Genomic DNA, 16,890 nt, shown 5'->3' on the forward strand with positions numbered 1-16,890 from the left:
GCAGATAGCGTCATGTGGCGGTGTGGGGACCGTCTCACCCGCACAACAGCCCGGACTCGGACGGCGCACGAAGGGAGGACGGTGCAGTGAAGGTCGAACGCATCTGGTGGCGTGACATCGGTCCGGAGGACTTCTTCGCGATGGAGCGGTCTGGTCGGACCCTGCGTGGCCGCACGGCCGTCGAGATCGCCCAGGTCCCGGCCCTGCTGGAGTTCATCGGCGTCGACCGGAACCTGCCGCACGACAAGTGGCAGGACGCGCGCATCGTCCCGCGGGTCATCGGCGCCCCCGAGGTCGAGGCGGCCCTGGTCTTCCGGCCCGCCCGCCGCCACCACGTGTACGAGCTGCACTCCCAGAACCGCCACGACGAGCGCCACGAGCGTCACCCGGCCTGGCTGCCCGGTCACGGCTGGCCGGACCTGCGGACGCCGCAGTCCGTCGACGACGCCAAGACGATCCTGGCCGACATCGGTGGGCTCCACGTCTACGTCGCCCGCACCCAGTCCGGTGCGTACTTCGCCGGGTCCACGACCGGCACCGAGCTGCCGGAGGGATGGCCCTCCTCCTGCGAGCCGCTGTTCACCGGCGTCGACTCCGGCGTGATCACGGTCGGCAGCGGCTCCCTGCAGAACCTGACGCCGCTGGCCCGCAAGATCCTCGAGGCCTTCCGCGACCGCAAGAGCGTCCTGGTCTACGGCCCTCCGGCCACCGGCAAGACGCACGCGGTCGCCCAGGTCCGCCAGATCCTCGACGAGGCGTGGACCGCCGGCGAGGCCATCGACATCGACCCGCAGCGGGCCGACCATCCCTTCACCTCGGGCTTCGAGTCCTCGCCGATCGCGCCGCCGGTCATCACCGACTGGGTCACGTTCCACCAGGAGTACGGCTACGAGGACTTCATCGTCGGCCTGCGGCCCACGGGCGAGGGCATCCGGCTCGCGCCGTTCGCCGGCCGGCTGCTGGACCTGGCGATCCGGCTGGACCGTCAGGGCAAGGGCTCGTCGCTGCTCGTGATCGACGAGATCAACCGCGGCAACGTGCCCAAGATCCTGGGCGACTTCATGACCTACATGGACGACTCGTACCGGGTCGCCCCCGACGGCGACACCCGCTCGGCCATCCCGGTCAACCTGCCCAAGGTGCAGCGCAGTCCCACCGGTGACCCGGTCACCGAGCCGATCTGGTTGATCTCGGGCGACTCCTACATGCTGCCGCAGCCGTGGTTCTTCCCTCACGACCTGCACATCCTGGCCACGATGAACTCGGTCGACCGCGCCGTGGCGCCGCTCGACTCCGCCATCGGGCGACGCTTCGAGCGCATCGACGCGTACGCCGACCTGGACTTCCTGGCCCAGCACCTGGGGGTCAGCCTCGAGGTGGCGACGTCGCCCGACGTCGACGCCGAGCACTGGACGCCGCAGGCGGCGGCCGTGGCGTTGCTGGCGTACCTCAACGACGAGATCACCGAGCGACTCGGCCAGGACTACGAGCTGGGACACCTGTACTTCTGGAAGATCGCGACGTGGGCCGACCTCAAGCGCGTCTGGGACCACGACGTGTGGCCGCAGATCCGCGATCGTTTCGGCGCTCGTCCCGACCAGCTGGCCGACCTGCTGCGAGTGAACTCGCGCCATGCCCCGGCGGACTACCCGTTCCGCACGCGCACCCTCACCGGACGCGCGCTGGCCGTCGACCCGCTGATGGGCCGGTCCGACGAGGACGCCGCGATCACCTTCGACTTCCTGGTGCGCGGATGACGCCCGGGTACACCCTCATCGAGGGCGGCCCCGCCCAGCCGTTCACGGGCACCGCGTCCGACCTGGCCGAGCTGCGTCTGCGGTCGACCGAGCTGGCCACCCGGCTGGGACTGGCGGAGGAGCCGTTCGTCATCGATGAGGACGCCGGCACGATCCAGGTCCGCGGCCTGACCGGCTACCTGGCGCTGGGCGACTCGACGCTCGAGATCATGCCGCACTTTCTGCGCCACGATCCGGGCTGGCGGGTCTCGCTGCTGACGATGCTCACGACGATCCACCACCTCGAGTGGATCCCGCAGGTCGACCGCGGCACGCGCCACGCGGGCCTGGCCGACCTGCTGGGGATGATCGTCGCCGGCGCCATGTCCCGGGCCTCCTCGGAGGGCATGCCGCGCACCTACGTCGAGCGGCGTGCGGTCACCTCCTCGATCCGTGGACAGGTCGATGCCGCGAAGATGTGGCGCCGCGTCGTCGACCCCTACAGCGTCGACTGCCGGTTCTCGGAGTTCGTCGCCGACGGGCCGGTCACCTCGGCCCTGAAGTGGGCCTGCCGCGAGCTGGCCGGTGCGGTGCAGCAACCGTGGCTGGAGTCCGAGCTGATGAACTACGCCGAGCTCTTCCCGGAGGCCTCGCCGGAGCTGCCGCCGCCCGGGATCATGGACGGCCTGCAGCTGACGCCGCAGTTCGGTTTCCTCGCCGACGCGCTCGACATCGCCCGAGTGGTGGCGATGGGTCCGCACAACGGTGTCAGCGGCCGGCCCGACGGCCCGACCCGCGCCTTCGTGTGGAGCACGTCGAAGGTCTTCGGCGACTTCGTGCAGGTGCTGGCCGAGCGGGCCGCCCGCGAGGCCGGGTTCACGGCCTACCGCGGCACCCGCGCCCGGCGCCTCAACGACGTCGCCTCGGCCGCCGCCGCGGTGGACACGGTCGTGGAGTCCACCAGCGAGCTCGTGGCGATGTCGGTGTGCCCGCAGGACCACACCGAGGACCTGGTCGACGAGCTGGTCGGCCCGTTGATCGCCGCCGGCCGTGGCCTGAGCGCCTCGGACATCGCGATCGTCTTCCCGGCGACCATGGGACTGCGACCCGGCACGCAGATGAGGATCCGCGAGCCCGGTGGGCCCTCGCTGCTGCACCTGCTGACGGTCGATCCGTCGGGTCTGGGCGAGACCGGCGGGATGAACCGCGTCGTGCGCGAGTTCGAGCTCGACCTGACCCAGGTGCTGACGATCGCTCAGCGCCGCCCGGCAGGATCGCGGCGCATCGGCGGCACCGGGGCCTGAGCCCCGGCGCCGGTCAGTGGCGCAGCTGGACCAGGACCTCGAGCTCGGAGTCGGTCAGCTCGGTCAGCGCGGTCTCGCCGGCGTTGACGACCGCGTCGGCCAGGGCACGCTTGGAGCTGATCAGCTCGGCGATCGACTCCTCGATCGTGCCCTCGGCGACCAGGCGGTGGACCTGCACGTTGCGGGTCTGCCCGATGCGGTGGGCACGGTCGGTGGCCTGGTCCTCGACGGCCGGGTTCCACCAGCGGTCGTAGTGCACGACGTGGTCGGCCCGGGTCAGGTTGAGGCCGGTGCCGGCCGCCTTGAGGGACAGCACGAACACGTCCGTCTCGCCGTCCTGGAACGCGCGCACCATCTTCTCGCGCCGCGCGACGGGGGTGCCGCCGTGCAGGAAGTCGTGGCGGACCTTGCGCTCGCCGAGTCGCCGCGCCAGCAGCCGGCCCATCTGGGCGTACTGCGTGAAGACCAGGGCCGCCCCGTCCTCGTCGATGATCTCCTCGACCAGCGAGTCGAAGGTCTCGAGCTTGCCGGAGCGGCCGGCCAGGCGCGCCTCGGGCTCGTGCAGGAACTGCGCGGGGTGGTTGCAGATCTGCTTCAGCTGGGTGAGCAGCTTCACCACGAGACCGCGCCGGCGGATGCCGCTGGAGTCGGCGATCTCGGACATGGTGCGCTGCACGACCGCCTCGTAGAGCCCCACCTGCTCGCGGCTCAGCGGGACCCGGTGGTCGGTCTCGATCTTCGGCGGCAGCTCGGGTGCGATGCCCGGGTCGGACTTGCGCCGGCGCAGCACGAACGGGCGGATCAGCTGCGACAGCCCGGCGGCGCGCTCGGCGTCGTGGTCGCGTTCGATCTGGCGTGACCACTCGCGACGGAACTGCTCACGGGTGCCGAGCAGACCGGGGGTCGTCCAGTCCAACAGCGCCCACAGCTCGCCGAGGTGGTTCTCGACGGGGGTGCCGGTCAGCGCCATCCGTGCGTCGGAATCGATCCGGCGCAGAGCCTGGGCGGCGCCGCTCCCGGGGTTCTTCACGTGCTGCGCCTCGTCGGCCACCACGAGGTTCCAGCGGTGCGCGGCCAGCTCCTCGACGCTCGAGCGCATCGTCGCGTAGGTGGTGACGACGAAACCCGACTTCGCGTCGGACAGGCTGCGCCGAGGGCCGTGGTAGCGGGACACGGGCACGCCCGGTGCGAAGCGGGTGATCTCGCGCTCCCACGTGGCCAGCACCGACGCCGGGCACACGACGAGCGTCGGCTCGGGGGAGTCCAGGTGCAGGTGCAACGCGATCAGCATGAGGGTCTTGCCCAGGCCCATGTCGTCGGCCAGGATCCCGCCGAGGCCGAGGTCGACCAGCTGGCTCATCCAGCGCAGTCCCCGCAGCTGGTACTCGCGCAGCTGGCCGTCCAGGGCCCCGGGCTGCGCCGCGGGGGTGATGTCGGAGTCCTGCTCGGCCAGCCGTCGCCGAACGTCCTCGAGCCACCCCACGGTGTCGACCTCGGTCTCGTACCCGTCGATCTCGAGGCTGCCGGTGATCGCGGCACGCAGCGCCTCCGACGGGTCCAGGGTGCGGCCGTGGCCGGCCAGGACGCGCTCGACCTGCTGCTGGTCGACCATGACCCACCGGTCGCGCAGGTGGAGCATGCCCGACTGCGACGCGGCCAGCTGCTCGACCTCGGCCCGGCTCAGGTGCTCGCCGCCGACCGAGACGCTCCAGTCGAAGCGGAAGAGCTGGTCGGCCGTGAACGCCCGAGGGCGGTCGTGCTCGCGGTCCAGCGGCGACTCGTCGGTGTCGATGCGGCTGATCACGCCGGTGGCGCGGACGTCGTGCCGCAGGCCCTCGGGCCACTCGATCTCGATGCGGTTGGCGAGCGCCGACACGAGCGGGCGGCCCTGGCCCAGCAGGCCGAGCTCCTCGGGGGTCACCCGGGCGCGGCCCTCGTCCGCGAGCCGCTCGGCGGGCGGCCAGGCGGCGGCGAGCCGTTCGAGCATCGCGCGCAGCGCAGGCTTGGCGGCGGGGCCGAGGTGGTGGTCGTCGCGGGTCAGCACGGTCGGCGCCGGGACGGACGCGCGGTTCATCGCCTGGGGGCGGACGTGCACCTCGACGTCGGCCATCGCGTCAGCGTCGCCACTGAGGGTCACGACGAGCCGGTACGAGAAGCTCGTCGGGCGCTCGATGGTGGGCCGGGGCTGCTCGGTCTCGCGGCGTCGCTGCGGTGTCGTCGCGACCGCGGGAGCCGCGGCGACCAGGGCGGCGAGGAACGCGCGGATGGCGGTCTGGCCCTCGGCCTCGGTGGGCCCGACCGCACGGGCGGAGTTCAGCATCTGCTGCAGCTGCGACGGGTCCGGGGAGGCCAGCGTCCCGGTGGCCATGAGGCGCAGGGCGATGATCGCCGGCGTCGCCCAGGCGCGGGCACTGGCATCGGCCGAGAGGGCGCGGATGCCTCCGCTCAGCGGCCCGACCGCCTCGTTCGCGGTGGCCTCGAGGGGCCCACGGGGCGTGTCGAAGACGAACCGTGAACGGCTGGGGTCGTCCGGGTCGGACACGAATCGGACCGGGTGCCGCAGCGCGATCTGCAGCTCGGTCGGGGTCGGCATCCCTCCATTGTCACGCACGCCGGCAAATGCTCGTCGTCTGGTATAGTTGAATCGTCAACTACAAGGAGACGACATGAACCCCCGCCCGGAGACCGTACCCACCCATCGGCTGTCCGACTTGACCAACCGGCTGGTGCCGAGTCCGCGGATGCCGGTCCTGTTCGTCGGTCACGGCAACCCCATGAACGCCCTTGCGGACAACACGTTCACGCGCGAATGGCAGCGGGTCGGCGCCGGCCTGCCGGACGCCCAGGCGATCGTCGTCATCAGCGCCCACTGGCTCACGCCCGGGGGCACCCACATCACGGACGCGCCGCGCAACCCCGTCATCCACGACTTCGGCGGCTTCCCCGACGAGCTCTACCGGGTGCAGTACGAGTCCCACGGCGACGAGCGCGTCGCCCGGCTGCTGGCCCAGCACCTGGTCGAGTACGAGGCGCGCCTCGACAGCCAGTGGGGACTGGACCACGGCACCTGGAGCGTCCTGAAGTTCCTCGCCCCGGCCCCGCAGGTGCCCGTCCTGCAGATCAGCATCGACTACTCGATGCCCCTGCCGAAGCTGTACGAGTTGTTCTCGCGGTTGCGGGACCTGCGCCGGCGCGGTGTCGTCTTCATCGGCAGCGGCAACATCGTGCATGCCCTGAACCGCGTGCGGTGGGGCGGCGGTCCGGCCTGGGACTGGGCGATCGAGTTCGACTCCCAGACCGCCGACGCGATCTCCACCGGCGACGTCACCCGGCTGCTGGACCCGTACCGATCGTGGTCCGCCGCGCGCGTCGCCGTGCCGACGGACGACCACTACCGCCCGATGGTCGCCTCGCTCGGCCTGTTGGAGCCCGACGAGGAGGTCGGGTTCTTCAACACCGAGATCGACATGGGGTCGGTCGGCATGCGGTCGTTCATCACGGCTGCGTGATCCCGAGCCCCTCGAGCACCGCTGCCGTGAAGCCGTCGATCGTCAGGTCGTCGGGGCCGGAGGGCTTCGGGCCCAGCCGCACGGCGACGGTGTCCGCCGACGGCACGACGGCGACCAGCTGGTTTCCCCAACCGAGCGCCCAGAACGCGTCCGCGGGAGCGGCCGGAGCCAGGCGGCCGCGGTACGGCTCACGGTCCTGGTCGAACCCCGCGGCGCGCCGCACCTCCTGCACGCGACCCGACGCGTTGGTCCACCACAGCAGTCCGTAGGCGGCGTTGAGCTCCGAGCTCGGCGTGGTCAGCTCGGCCACCGCCGCCGCGGGCAGTACCTGCCGGCCCTCGAAGCGACCCTCGTCGCGCATCATGACGCCCAGGCGCGCCAGATCGGCGCACGACGAGACGATCCCGGCGTAGGTCGTGATGGTGCCGGCCCGGTCGCGCGACCACGACGTGTCGGTCAGCCCCAGCGGGGCGAACAGCCGGTCGTCGGCGTAGGCCTCGAGGTCACCGACGGCCGAGGTCAGGACGGCCGAGAGCACCTGGCTGGCCAGGTTGTCGTACTGCCATGCGGTGCCGGGCGCGTCCTGCTGTCCCGTCGCGAGCGCCGCCGCGGTCTGGTCGGCCGACCGGATCATGGCGGCGTCCAGCGCCTCGGTCCACGCTCGTCCCGACGTCATCGACATGAGGTGGCGGATCGTGACGTCCCCGGACTCCGCGGGCCACCGCGGCACGTGACGTGACACCGGGTCGTCGAGGCTCAACGCGTTCTCGGAGGCCGCGATGGCCAGCAGCACACCGACGACCGACTTGGTGATCGAGTAGACCCGGCGCGTGGCGTGACGCGACCCGGCCGGATGCTCGTGCACGACCTCGTCACCGCGCAGCACGACGGTGCACGTCGATCCGCTGGCGTCGACCAGGCGGTCGAGTGCCGTGAAGTCGGGCGGGGGAGTCGTCGTGGTCGCGGGCGACCGCGACGGGGTCGGCAGGCTGGCGTCGGACATGGCGGACCTTCCGGCGGGCGGGGTGGACGTGCAGGCGGCGAGCAACAGCCCGGCGACCAGGAGGCAGGCTGTCGCGCGTGCGCTCACATGCGCCCGGTGTCGAGGTACCGCTGGTGCCACGACAGGGCCTCGGAGAGCAGGTGCGGCGTGTGCCGGGCATCGGGGCGAGCGGCGACGGCTCGCTCGAGGTAGTCGCGCAACTGCGGCCGGAAGCGCGGGTGGGCGCAGTGCGCGATGATCCGCTCCGCCCGCTCGCGTGGCGAGAGGCCACGCAGGTCGGCCAGGCCGTGCTCGGTGACGATCACGTGCACGTCGTGCTCGGTGTGGTCGACGTGGCTGACCATCGGCACGATCGTCGAGATCGCACCGTCCTTGGCGGTCGACGGGGTCAGGAAGAAGTTCAGGTAGGCGTTGCGGGCGAAGTCACCGCTGCCGCCGATGCCGTTCATCACGGCACTGCCCATGACGTGCGTCGAGTTCACGTTGCCGTAGATGTCGGCCTCGATCATGCCGTTCATGGCGATGATGCCCAGGCGGCGGATGATCTCGGGGTGGTTCGAGATCTCCTCGCTGCGCATGAGGATCCGGCCCTTGTACCCGTCGATCCCCGCCCGGAAGTGCTCCATGCCCTCGCGCGAGAGACCGAACGAGGCCGTCGACGCGGCGCGGAGCGTGCCCGAGTCCAGCAGCGTCAGCATGCTGTCCTGGAGGACCTCGGTGTACGCCACCAGGCTCGTGAACTCGCTGCCGTCCAGGCCCTGCAGGACCGCGTTGGCCACGTTGCCGACGCCGGACTGCAGCGGCAGCAGCTCCGGGGGCATGCGGCCGGCACCGACCTCGCCGCGCAGGAAGTCCAGGGTGTGCCCGGCGATCGCGCGGGACACGTCGTCGGGTGCCGAGAACGCCGCACCGGCATCGGGCGCGGCGGTCTCGACCACGGCGATCACCTTCGCGGGGTCGACCTTCAGATAGGGCTCACCGATACGCTGCATGGGCTCGGTGAGCGCCAGCGGGCGCCGGTGCGGAGGCAGGGCCGTCCCGCCGTAGATGTCGTGGAAGCCCTCGAACTCGCGCGGCTGCCAGTGGTTGACCTCGAGGATCACCTTGTCGGCCTGGTCCAGCCAGGTCTTGTTGTTGCCGACCGAGCTGCTGGGGACCAGGAGCCCGTCGGGCAGGATCGCCGTCACCTCGATGACGGCGACGTCGAGCGGACCGTAGAAGCCGAACCACATCTGCTGGGCCGAGTGGCTCAGGTGGGCGTCGACGTAGTCGACCTCGCCGGCGTTGATCTGGCGGCGCAGGGTCGGGTCGGAGTTGTACGGCAGCCGCGTGGAGATGGCGTGCGCCTCGGCCAGGACACCGTCGGCCTGTGGAGCGGTGGAGGCACCGGTCCACAGGCCGATCCGGAAGTCTTCGCCGGCGTCGTGTGCGGCCCGGGCTCGTGCCGCGAGCGCCGCGGGCACGACCTTGGGATAGCCGGCCCCGGTGAAGCCACTCATCCCGACGTTGTCACCGGGACGGATGAATTCGACGGCGTCCTCGGCGCTCATGATGCGCGAAGAGGCCACAGGGCATGACACACGACTCATGTGTCGCAGTCTCTCAGTTCTGCGAGGCCTCTGGCACGTCGGGCACGCCCTCGGGGGACTGCGCCTCCTGCTCAGCGATCTCGCGGCGGATCTTGTCCATGTCGAGCTGGCGGACCTGGCCGATGATCTCGTCGAGTGCCTCCGCCGGCAGCGCGCCGGGCTGGGCGTACAGCAGGACGCCGTCACGGAACGCCATCAGCGTGGGGATGGACGTGATCTGGACCGCGGCGGAGAGCTCCTGCTCGGCCTCGGTGTCGATCTTGGCGAAGGTGATGTCGGGGTGCCGCTCGCTGGCGGCTTCGTAGACGGGCGCGAACTGCATGCACGGTCCGCACCAGCCGGCCCACCAGTCCACCAACGTGATGCCGTCTCCGGTCACGGTGTCCTGGAAGGTGTCGGCAGTCAGGTTGATCGTGGTCATGATGGCCTTTCCTCGGGTACCTCATGGTCAACGTTCACGTCCACTGTGACATTCCGGTGGTTGCGGCATGATCGGTCCATGGACCGCAGATCCGTCATCACCGCCGGGGCCGCCCTCGGGGCGATGTGGCTCGCGGGCTGTCGGGGCGGCGAGGAGTCGGCCCGCCCCCGTGGTTCCACCGGCGCCCCGCCCCCGTCGCCACCGTCGAGCGCCGCGACCCCCGAGCCGATCGATCCCCGGTTGGACGGCACCGTGGCCACGGGCCTGAACGTGCCCTGGGCGATCGTCTTCCTGGCCGACGGCACCGCCCTGGTCACCCAGCGCGACGACGCGTCGATCGTGCGGGTCGCGCCGGACGGCCGGGTGACACCGGTCGGTGACGTTCCCGGGGTCGCGCCCGGGGGAGAGGGCGGGCTGCAGGGACTCGCCGTCGCACCCGGCGACGAGTCCGCCCTGTTCGCCTACCTCACCGGGCCGGACGACAACCGCGTCGTTCGTCTGGACTTCGACGGTGAGCGCATCGGCCGGGCCGAGCCGATCCTGACCGGGATGGCGAAGGCGTTCAACCACCAGGGCGGTGCGTTGACCTTCGATCGTCAGGGGCACCTGTTCGTGGCGGTCGGTGACGCGGCCCGGGCCGAGACGGCCCAGGATCGTGACTCGCTCAACGGCAAGATCCTGCGGATCGACCAAGAGGGTCGGGCGGTCGACGGCAACCCCTTCGGCAACCGGGTCTGGTCCCTCGGGCACCGCAACGTCGAGGGTCTGGCCTGGGACGGCTCCGGGCGGCTGTGGGCCAGCGAGTTCGGCGACCAGCGCACCGACGAGCTCAATCGCATCGTCAAGGGCGGCAACTACGGCTGGCCGCAGGTGGAGGGCGACGGCGGTGACGACCGGTTCGTCCGTCCGGCCGCCACGTGGTCGACGCAGGAGGCGTCACCGGCCGGCCTGGCGATCAGCGGCGAGCGGGCGTTCCTCGCGGCCCTGCGCGGCGAGCGGTTGTGGCAGGTCCCGTTGGACGGCGCGCAGGCCGGCAGGCCGCGGGCGTTCCTGACCGGGGAGCTGGGCCGGCTGCGTTCGGTGGCGGTGGCTCCCGACGGCTCGCTGTGGGTGGGGACGTCGAACACCGACGGCCGCGGGCAGGTGCGCCGCGGCGACGACCGCATCGTCCGCGTCGCCATCTCGGCGTGAAAGATCTCTGGTCATTTCAGCGCTTTGTGGTTATCGTCGACAGCGGGGGATGACTCGGAGCACCGACGTCATGGGGAATGCAGCGCCTCTGGGTTTACGTGCCCACGTCACGCTCGGATCGTCTCCCGCCGCCCCTCGTGTCCGCTTCGGAACGCGAGGTGCACCGGCGGTTCGCCGCCCTGTGAGTCCGGCTCCCTCCCGGCACTGACAGCAAGAACCCCACCACCTCGCGGTGGTGGGGTTCTTGGCGTCCTGCGGGTCTCAGAGCGGCCGGATGTTGGCAGCCTGGAGGCCCTTCTGTCCCTGCTCGACGTCGAACTCGACCTTCTGGTCCTCGTTCAGCGAGCGGTAACCGTTGGTCTGGATCGCGCTGTAGTGCGCGAACACGTCCTCGCCGCCGTCATCGGGGGCGATGAAGCCGAAGCCCTTGTCGGCGTTGAACCACTTGACGGTACCGGTGGCCATGGTCGTTCTCCTCTTCGATCCTTCTGGCGATGGTCGAACGCGCTCTTCACGCTCGACGGTCGCGACGCACATCCAACTGCGAGAGGAACCACGCCCCGATAGGGAACTGCATCCCTTTGCTGTCCAACGTCGTGCAACTGCGACCACCCTACGACAACCGGACCGAGCCGGGGAGTCCCCAATTGCCACCTGTTCGAGTGAATCTCAGGTGAATCCGGCGCGTCCGTTGCGCGCCACAAGGGACTACGTCGGTATAGTCAGTTAGAACCACTCCCGAAAGAGAGTGGGGTCACCGGTTTTCCGGGGGCCGTGCGGGGGGCGTGCATCCGGGGGGACGGCACGTCCCCCGCTCCTTTTGCGCCGCGCGCCACGGCTCAGCCGAGGTCGTAGTCGATCGTCAGCGGCGCGTGGTCGGACCACCGCTCGCCCCAGCTCGGGGCGCGGTCCACGGTGGCGACCCGGGCCGCGGCCGCCAGTTCGGGCGTGGCGAGCTGGTAGTCGATCCGCCAGCCGGTGTCGTTGTCGAACGCCTGGCCGCGCATGGACCACCACGTGTACGGGCCCTCGACCGGGCCGGCCAGGTGGCGGTGCACGTCGTACCAGCCCAGGTCACCGAAGAACTGGTCGAAGTAGGCGCGCTCCTCGGGCAGGAACCCGGCCTTCTTGAGGTTGCCCTTCCAGTTGCGGATGTCCAGCTCGGTGTGGCCGACGTTGAGGTCGCCGGTGACGAGGGCGTGCCCGTCCATGGCGCCCAGCTCGGCCATGCGCTTGGTCATCTGGTCCAGGAAGCGGTACTTCTCCTCCTGGCGCGGCGTGCCGGCCTCGCCGGAGTGGACGTACACGCTGACCACCGTGAGGACCGAGCCGTCGGGCAGGGTCAGGTCGGCCTCGATCCAGCGGCCCGAGTCGTCGAAGAACGCGTCACCGTTGCCGACCCGGTGACTGGTCGGCTCGAGGCGGCTGAGCACGGCCACGCCGGAGCGGCCCTTCGCGGCGGCCTCGGTGTGGACCACGTGGTAGTCCGTGCCCTCGAGGATCTCGTGCACGATCGCGTCGGGAGCGCGGACCTCCTGCAACGTGATGATGTCGGCGTCGCGGCTCTCGAGCCACTCCTTCATCCCCTTGCGCCATGCGGCGCGGATGCCATTGACGTTGACGGTCGAGATCCTGAGCACCTGATCGAGGATAGTCGTCGGCCCCGACGCTCCCGGCCGCCGGTGAGGTCAGGGCGAGAAGGGCGGACGCTCGTCGAGGCGGATCGACTGGCGACCCGCCCACCGCCACGCCCGCGCGGTGAGGTCGCGGTCCTCGTCGGTGACGAGGTTGCCCATGACCCGCAGCGCGATCGTCATCAGCCGGTGCGAGCGCATCCCGACCGGGCCGGCCGTCGGCAACAGGTGCGGCACGGTGAGCAGGCCCGCCAGCCGCCGCGCGAGGGAGAACGCGGGGCCGTAGTGGGCGGTCAGCATCGCCGGCCAGGCCTCGGCGGGGGAGTCGCCGGTGGCCAGCAGCTCCGCGCCGATGCGCCCGGTCTCGAGGCCGTAGTCGATGCCCTCGCCGTTGAGCGGATTGACGCAACCGGCGGCGTCGCCGATGACGATCCAGTTCGGGCCCGAGACGCCCGACACCGCACCGCCCATCGGCAGCAGGGCCGAGGTCGGCATCCGCAGGTCGGCGCCGAGGTCCCAGTCCTCGCGCCGCAGCGTGGCGTAGTACTCCATGAGCGGACGGATCTGGACCTTCGCGGGTCGCTTCGCCGTGGCCAGCGCCCCGACGCCGAGGTTCACCCGCCCGTCGCCGAGCGGGAAGATCCAGCCGTAGCCCGGCAGCAGCTCGCCGTCCTCGCCGCGCAGCTCCAGGTGCGAGGAGATCCACGGGTCGTCGCTGCGGCCGGACTTGACGTAGCTGCGGCCGGCGACGCCGTAGGCGGTGTCGCGGTGCCACTCACGGCCGAGCACCCGGCCCAGCGGCGACCGCACGCCGTCGGCGACGACGAGGCGTCGGCACCCGATCGTGTGGCGTCCCTCGGCGGTCTCGACGACGACGCCCGTGACCGCGCCGCGGGCGTCGCGCTCGACGTCGACCGCCTTCGCCCCGTCGACGCCGATCGCGCCCGCGGCCAGGGCACGCTCGCGGATGCGGGCGTCCAGCTCGGTGCGGGGGACGGCGGAGCCGTGATCGGGCAGCGAGCCGCCGGGCCAGGGCAGCAGCAGCTCCTGGCCGAAGCCGGCCGCGCGCAGACCGCGGTTCAGCGTGTGCCCACGAACCCAGTCCCCGAGGTCGAGCCGGTCGAGTTCGGCGATGGCGCGCGGGGTCAGGCCGTCGCCGCAGGTCTTGTCACGAGGGAAGGTGGCCGCGTCCACCAGCACGGTGTCCATGCCGAGGTGGGCGGTCCAGGCGGCGGCGGACGAGCCGGCGGGCCCCGCGCCGACGACGAGGACGTCGGTGGTGGACGGCAGGATCATGAGTCGATTCTCGCACCGGGGGCACAACGCCCGGGACACGGGAGGTGGGAAGATGACCGACATGTCCACCGCGCCGTCACCGAACCACGATGCCGTGCGCTTCGCCGCCCGCGGGTCCAGCCATTTCGACCTGCTGCTGGCGATGTTCTGCGTCGTGATCGTGATCTCGAACGTCGTGGCCACCAAGGCCGTCGAGGTCGGCTCGGGACAGGTCCTGCTCGGTCCCGTCCAGCTGTGGCCGCTCGTGCTCGACGGGGGAGTCGTGCTCTTCCCGCTGGCGTACGTGCTCGGCGACGTGATCGCCGAGGTCTACGGCCTGCGTGCCGCCCGGCGGGCGATCCTGGCCGGGTTCGCCGCAGCCGTGCTGGCCGCCGGGACGTTCTTCGTCGTCGAGCTGCTGCCCGCGGCGTCCTGGTACGAGAACGAGGCCGCCTACTCGGCAGTGTTGGGCCCCGTCTCGCAGATCGTGCTGGCCAGCGTCGCCGGCTATCTCGCGGGCCAGTTCCTCAACTCGTGGGTCCTGGTGCGGATGAAGCAGCGGTCGGCCGAGCGCCGGCTGGTGGCGCGTTTGGTCGGCTCGACCGGCGTGGGCGAGGTGGCCGACACGTTGATCTTCTGTGCGATCGCGGCCTCGGCCATCGGCGTCACCACGTTCGGCGCGTTCCTGAACTACTTCGTGATGGGCGTGCTGCTCAAGGTCGGCGTCGAGCTGGCGCTCATGCCGCTGACCGTGCGCGTCATCGCATGGCTCAAGCGGCGCGAGCCCAGCTACTACGCCGGCTGAGGCGGCCCTTCAGGCCGACGTCGACAGGTACCGGCCGAGCCACTCCTGCTTGAGGGCCGCGAAGTCCCCGGCCTCGATCGCGTCGCGCATGCTGTCGACCAACCGGATGAAGAAGCGCTCGTTGTGGATCGAGCACAGCGTCGCCGCGTTGTACTCGTTCGCCTTGAACAGGTGGTGCAGGTACGCCTTCGTGTAGTGGGTGCACGTGTAGCAGTCGCAGCCCTCCTCGATCGGGCCGAAGTCGCGGCGTGAGGCGGCCACCATGAGGTTGTGGCGGCCGTCGGCGGTGTAGATCCTCGACGAGCGCGCGACCCGGGTGGGCGTGACGCAGTCGAAGGTGTCGCAGCCGGCCTCGACGCCCTCGAAGAGGTCCTCGGGCTCGCCGATGCCCAACAGGTGCCGGGGGCGGTCGTCGGGGAGCTCGTCGGTGACCCAGCGGACGATCGTGCCCAGGTTCTCCTTCTCGATCGCCCCGCCGACGCCGTAGCCGTCGAAGTCCAGGCCGGCCAGACCCCGGGCCGCCTGACGGCGCAGGTCCTCGTGCTGGGCGCCCTGGACGACGCCGTAGAGCGCCTGGCGCGGCTTGTCGGCGCGCTCGGCGGACAGCCGCTGGTGCTCGGCCAGGCACCGCTCGGCCCACGCCTGGGTGCGCCTGAGCGAGTCCTCCTGGTACTCCCGGCTGTTCATCAAGGTGGTCAGCTCGTCGAAGGCGAAGATGATGTCCGCACCGAGCTGGTGCTGGATCCGCATCGACACCTCGGGCGTGAACCGGTGCTTAGAGCCGTCGAGGTGGCTCTTGAAGGTCACCCCGTCGTCGTCGACGTGCGCCAGCCGGTCCTTGCCGGGAGCGATGACGTCGTCGGCCTGCGTGCCCACGGCGTCCATCGCGAGGGTCTTCTTGAAGCCGGCGCCCAGGCTCAGCACCTGGAAGCCGCCGGAGTCGGTGAAGGTCGGCCCGCGCCAGTTCATGAAGGCGCCGAGACCGCCCGCCTCCTCGACGATGTCGGCGCCGGGCTGCAGGTAGAGGTGGTAGGCGTTCGAGAGCACCGCCTGCCCGCCCAGCTGCACGATCGACTCCGGCAGGACCGCCTTGACGGTCGCCTTGGTGCCGACGGGGATGAACGCCGGGGTGCGGATCTGTCCATGGGGCGTGGTGATGGTGCCCGATCTTCCGGGGGCGTCCGGCAGGGTGCTTCCGACGGTGAACACGGCCCCATCCAAACAGACGGGGCCGTGCTCGTTGTCAGGTACCGGGGCGGTCGACCAGGGCGACCCGCGTGCCGTCGCGGTCGCTGGCGCCCATCGCCGCGGCGAGGCGGTGATGGACCGCACCCTCCCGGTGCCGGCTCTGCCGGTCGAGGGCCAGGCCCAACGCGGTATGCGCCCAGGCGCTGGTCGGCTCCAGCGAGGTCAGCGTCCGGAACGCGTCCTCGGCCGGGCCCAGATGGGCGGCGGCGAAGTGGGCGCGGCCGAGCAGCTCCCACACGGCGGCGTTGTTCGGCTCGAGCTCGGCGAGCGGGCTCAGGACGCGCACGGCCTCACGCGGGAAGCGCGAGTCGAGCAGTTCCTCGGCGTAACGGAAGGCGTCCAGCGGCTCCATCGCCGCGATCGACTCCTCGGTCAGCGTCGGCTTCATCCAGATGGTCATCGCAGTCCTTTCGTCACCGCTCTCAACGGCGGGAAGGGCCGGGATGTTCCCCGGTCACTCCGGGACGACCTGGGGCGCCTGTTCGGCCGGCGGGGGAGTCGCGTCGCGCTGCGGCTCGGGCGCGGTGTCCTCGGGAGCCTCGGTCGTGGGCGCCGGCGCGGTCGGCTCGGGGCGGGTGGTCGCGGGCGGGTCGTTCGTCGCGCCGTCGGTCGGCTCCTCGGTCGGCTTCGCCGACTCGGTGGGCCGCGTCGTCTCGCCGTCGCTCGGGGTCTCCGGGCTGGAGCCCTGGTCCTTCCAGGGCCGGCCGATCGTGGGGTTGTCGGCCTTGCCGAACGAGTCGCCGGTGACCAGCTCGAAGGCGCCGATCGCCAGCAGCGAGACGGCCAGCGCCAGCCCGGTCCACGTCAGCACGCGCTTCCACGGGAAGGCGCGCTCGGCCTCATCGACGGTCACGACGGTCTGCTCCTGCGTGATGACCACGTCGCCGTCCTCGGCGTCGCGGTCGCTCTCGGCTGCTGCCGGACGGGTCCGCGAGACCACCGAGCCGCTCTCGGTGATGAGCGTGGTGCCGCGATCGATCCCGCGCGCATAGAGGGCGCTGGCGATCGAGGCGACGAGACTGCCGAGCGCCGCGCCGATGATCGTGCCTGCCACACCGAGGAACGAGGCGACCCACGCCGACGTCATCGCCGCCAGCGCACCGGCCACCAGTTGGAGCCATGACAAACCGCCGAGAAAGCCTTTGGGAGACATGACTTCGAGGGTAACGAAGGCC

At 71.2% G+C, this 16,890-nt stretch carries 15 protein-coding genes; 5 read left to right on the forward strand and 10 right to left on the reverse strand.

What is annotated here, in order from left to right; all coding sequences use genetic code 11:
* The first annotated feature begins 86 nt into the window (after positions 1-86).
* Together H9L21_RS06370 and H9L21_RS06375 are read left to right on the forward strand one after the other, a co-directional pair.
* Positions 87-1,757 (forward strand): AAA family ATPase, encoded by a 1,671-nt coding sequence (locus H9L21_RS06370; protein ID WP_154595220.1) that lies wholly within the window; start codon positions 87-89, stop codon positions 1,755-1,757.
* The gene (locus H9L21_RS06375) at positions 1,754-3,040 is read left to right on the forward strand and encodes a 5-methylcytosine restriction system specificity protein McrC (RefSeq protein WP_154595219.1); all 1,287 of its coding nucleotides are present in this window, start codon (positions 1,754-1,756) and stop codon (positions 3,038-3,040) included. Before H9L21_RS06370 ends, H9L21_RS06375 begins: the two co-directional genes overlap by 4 nt.
* Positions 3,041-3,053: 13 nt before the next feature.
* Here H9L21_RS06375 and H9L21_RS06380 read toward each other — a convergent pair whose 3' ends face one another.
* Positions 3,054-5,633, reverse strand: a complete 2,580-nt coding sequence (locus tag H9L21_RS06380; RefSeq protein ID WP_154595218.1) for a DEAD/DEAH box helicase — start codon at positions 5,631-5,633, stop codon at positions 3,054-3,056.
* 73 nt (positions 5,634-5,706) lie between these two features.
* Between H9L21_RS06380 and H9L21_RS06385 the strand changes: the two genes are divergently transcribed.
* Positions 5,707-6,549, forward strand: a complete 843-nt coding sequence (locus tag H9L21_RS06385; protein WP_154595217.1) for a dioxygenase family protein — start codon at positions 5,707-5,709, stop codon at positions 6,547-6,549.
* Here H9L21_RS06385 and H9L21_RS06390 read toward each other — a convergent pair.
* From H9L21_RS06390 to H9L21_RS06400, 3 genes are all read right to left on the reverse strand, one after another.
* Positions 6,536-7,552: a serine hydrolase domain-containing protein gene (locus H9L21_RS06390; RefSeq protein ID WP_154595216.1), complete on the reverse strand. Its 1,017-nt coding sequence runs from the start codon at positions 7,550-7,552 to the stop codon at positions 6,536-6,538. The two genes, H9L21_RS06385 and H9L21_RS06390, sit on opposite strands and share 14 nt — an antisense overlap.
* An 83-nt stretch (positions 7,553-7,635) precedes the next feature.
* Positions 7,636-9,141: a succinyl-CoA:acetate CoA-transferase ScpC gene (gene scpC / locus H9L21_RS06395; RefSeq protein WP_154595215.1), complete on the reverse strand. Its 1,506-nt coding sequence runs from the start codon at positions 9,139-9,141 to the stop codon at positions 7,636-7,638.
* Positions 9,142-9,154: 13 nt separating this feature from the next.
* Complete coding sequence (locus tag H9L21_RS06400; protein ID WP_154595214.1) at positions 9,155-9,562, reverse strand: thioredoxin family protein; 408 nt, start codon at positions 9,560-9,562, stop codon at positions 9,155-9,157.
* A 78-nt stretch (positions 9,563-9,640) separates the two neighbouring features.
* Between H9L21_RS06400 and H9L21_RS06405 the strand changes: the two genes are divergently transcribed.
* Positions 9,641-10,753, forward strand: a complete 1,113-nt coding sequence (locus H9L21_RS06405; RefSeq protein ID WP_222865864.1) for a PQQ-dependent sugar dehydrogenase — start codon at positions 9,641-9,643, stop codon at positions 10,751-10,753.
* A gap of 261 nt (positions 10,754-11,014) precedes the next feature.
* Here the strand turns inward: H9L21_RS06405 and cspE are convergent, their stop codons facing one another.
* The 3 genes from cspE to H9L21_RS06420 form a co-directional block, all read right to left on the reverse strand.
* Positions 11,015-11,218, reverse strand: coding sequence for a transcription antiterminator/RNA stability regulator CspE (gene cspE, locus H9L21_RS06410; RefSeq protein WP_154595213.1), 204 nt, complete (start codon positions 11,216-11,218; stop codon positions 11,015-11,017).
* Positions 11,219-11,592: 374 nt separating this feature from the next.
* Positions 11,593-12,393, reverse strand: coding sequence for an exodeoxyribonuclease III (locus tag H9L21_RS06415; protein WP_187411864.1), 801 nt, complete (start codon positions 12,391-12,393; stop codon positions 11,593-11,595).
* 48 nt (positions 12,394-12,441) lie between these two features.
* Positions 12,442-13,683 carry a geranylgeranyl reductase family protein gene (locus H9L21_RS06420; RefSeq protein ID WP_154595212.1) on the reverse strand — a complete coding sequence of 414 codons (1,242 nt, stop codon included), beginning with the start codon at positions 13,681-13,683 and terminating at the stop codon, positions 12,442-12,444.
* Positions 13,684-13,735: 52 nt separating this feature from the next.
* Here H9L21_RS06420 and H9L21_RS06425 point away from each other — a divergent pair, with 52 nt between their 5' ends.
* A complete protein-coding gene (locus tag H9L21_RS06425) occupies positions 13,736-14,467 on the forward strand; it encodes a queuosine precursor transporter (RefSeq protein WP_154595211.1) in 732 nt (243 codons plus the stop codon).
* Positions 14,468-14,476: 9 nt separating this feature from the next.
* On the opposite strand, the gene tgt is transcribed toward H9L21_RS06425, so the two are convergent.
* The 3 genes from tgt to H9L21_RS06440 are packed head-to-tail and all read right to left on the reverse strand — an operon-like array spanning position 14,477 to position 16,868.
* Positions 14,477-15,676 (reverse strand): tRNA guanosine(34) transglycosylase Tgt, encoded by a 1,200-nt coding sequence (gene tgt / locus H9L21_RS06430; RefSeq protein ID WP_222865865.1) that lies wholly within the window; start codon positions 15,674-15,676, stop codon positions 14,477-14,479.
* Between the two features lie 34 nt (positions 15,677-15,710).
* Entirely contained in the window at positions 15,711-16,115 is a 405-nt protein-coding gene (locus H9L21_RS06435) for a tetratricopeptide repeat protein (protein WP_154595209.1), read from the reverse strand.
* Between the two features lie 54 nt (positions 16,116-16,169).
* Complete coding sequence (locus H9L21_RS06440) at positions 16,170-16,868, reverse strand: DUF92 domain-containing protein (RefSeq protein WP_154595208.1); 699 nt, start codon at positions 16,866-16,868, stop codon at positions 16,170-16,172.
* Positions 16,869-16,890 lie beyond the last annotated feature (22 nt).

It is taken from the genome of Aeromicrobium senzhongii (assembly GCF_014334735.1).
Taxonomy (GTDB): Bacteria; Actinomycetota; Actinomycetes; order Propionibacteriales; family Nocardioidaceae; genus Aeromicrobium; species Aeromicrobium senzhongii.

Bases quoted from the DNA above. Each gene is read 5' to 3' on its own strand.
- H9L21_RS06385 (WP_154595217.1), top strand. From the start codon at position 5,707: ATGAACCCCCGCCCGGAGACCGTACCCACCCATCGGCTGTCCGACTTG.
- H9L21_RS06425 (WP_154595211.1), top strand. From the start codon at position 13,736: ATGACCGACATGTCCACCGCGCCGTCACCGAACCACGATGCCGTGCGC.
- H9L21_RS06420 (WP_154595212.1), bottom strand. From the start codon at position 13,683: ATGATCCTGCCGTCCACCACCGACGTCCTCGTCGTCGGCGCGGGGCCC.
- H9L21_RS06405 (WP_222865864.1), top strand. From the start codon at position 9,641: ATGGACCGCAGATCCGTCATCACCGCCGGGGCCGCCCTCGGGGCGATG.
- H9L21_RS06400 (WP_154595214.1), bottom strand. From the start codon at position 9,562: ATGACCACGATCAACCTGACTGCCGACACCTTCCAGGACACCGTGACC.
- H9L21_RS06435 (WP_154595209.1), bottom strand. From the start codon at position 16,115: ATGACCATCTGGATGAAGCCGACGCTGACCGAGGAGTCGATCGCGGCG.
- cspE (WP_154595213.1), bottom strand. From the start codon at position 11,218: ATGGCCACCGGTACCGTCAAGTGGTTCAACGCCGACAAGGGCTTCGGC.
- H9L21_RS06375 (WP_154595219.1), top strand. From the start codon at position 1,754: ATGACGCCCGGGTACACCCTCATCGAGGGCGGCCCCGCCCAGCCGTTC.
- H9L21_RS06440 (WP_154595208.1), bottom strand. From the start codon at position 16,868: ATGTCTCCCAAAGGCTTTCTCGGCGGTTTGTCATGGCTCCAACTGGTG.
- H9L21_RS06390 (WP_154595216.1), bottom strand. From the start codon at position 7,552: ATGTCCGACGCCAGCCTGCCGACCCCGTCGCGGTCGCCCGCGACCACG.
- H9L21_RS06380 (WP_154595218.1), bottom strand. From the start codon at position 5,633: ATGCCGACCCCGACCGAGCTGCAGATCGCGCTGCGGCACCCGGTCCGA.
- scpC (WP_154595215.1), bottom strand. From the start codon at position 9,141: ATGAGTCGTGTGTCATGCCCTGTGGCCTCTTCGCGCATCATGAGCGCC.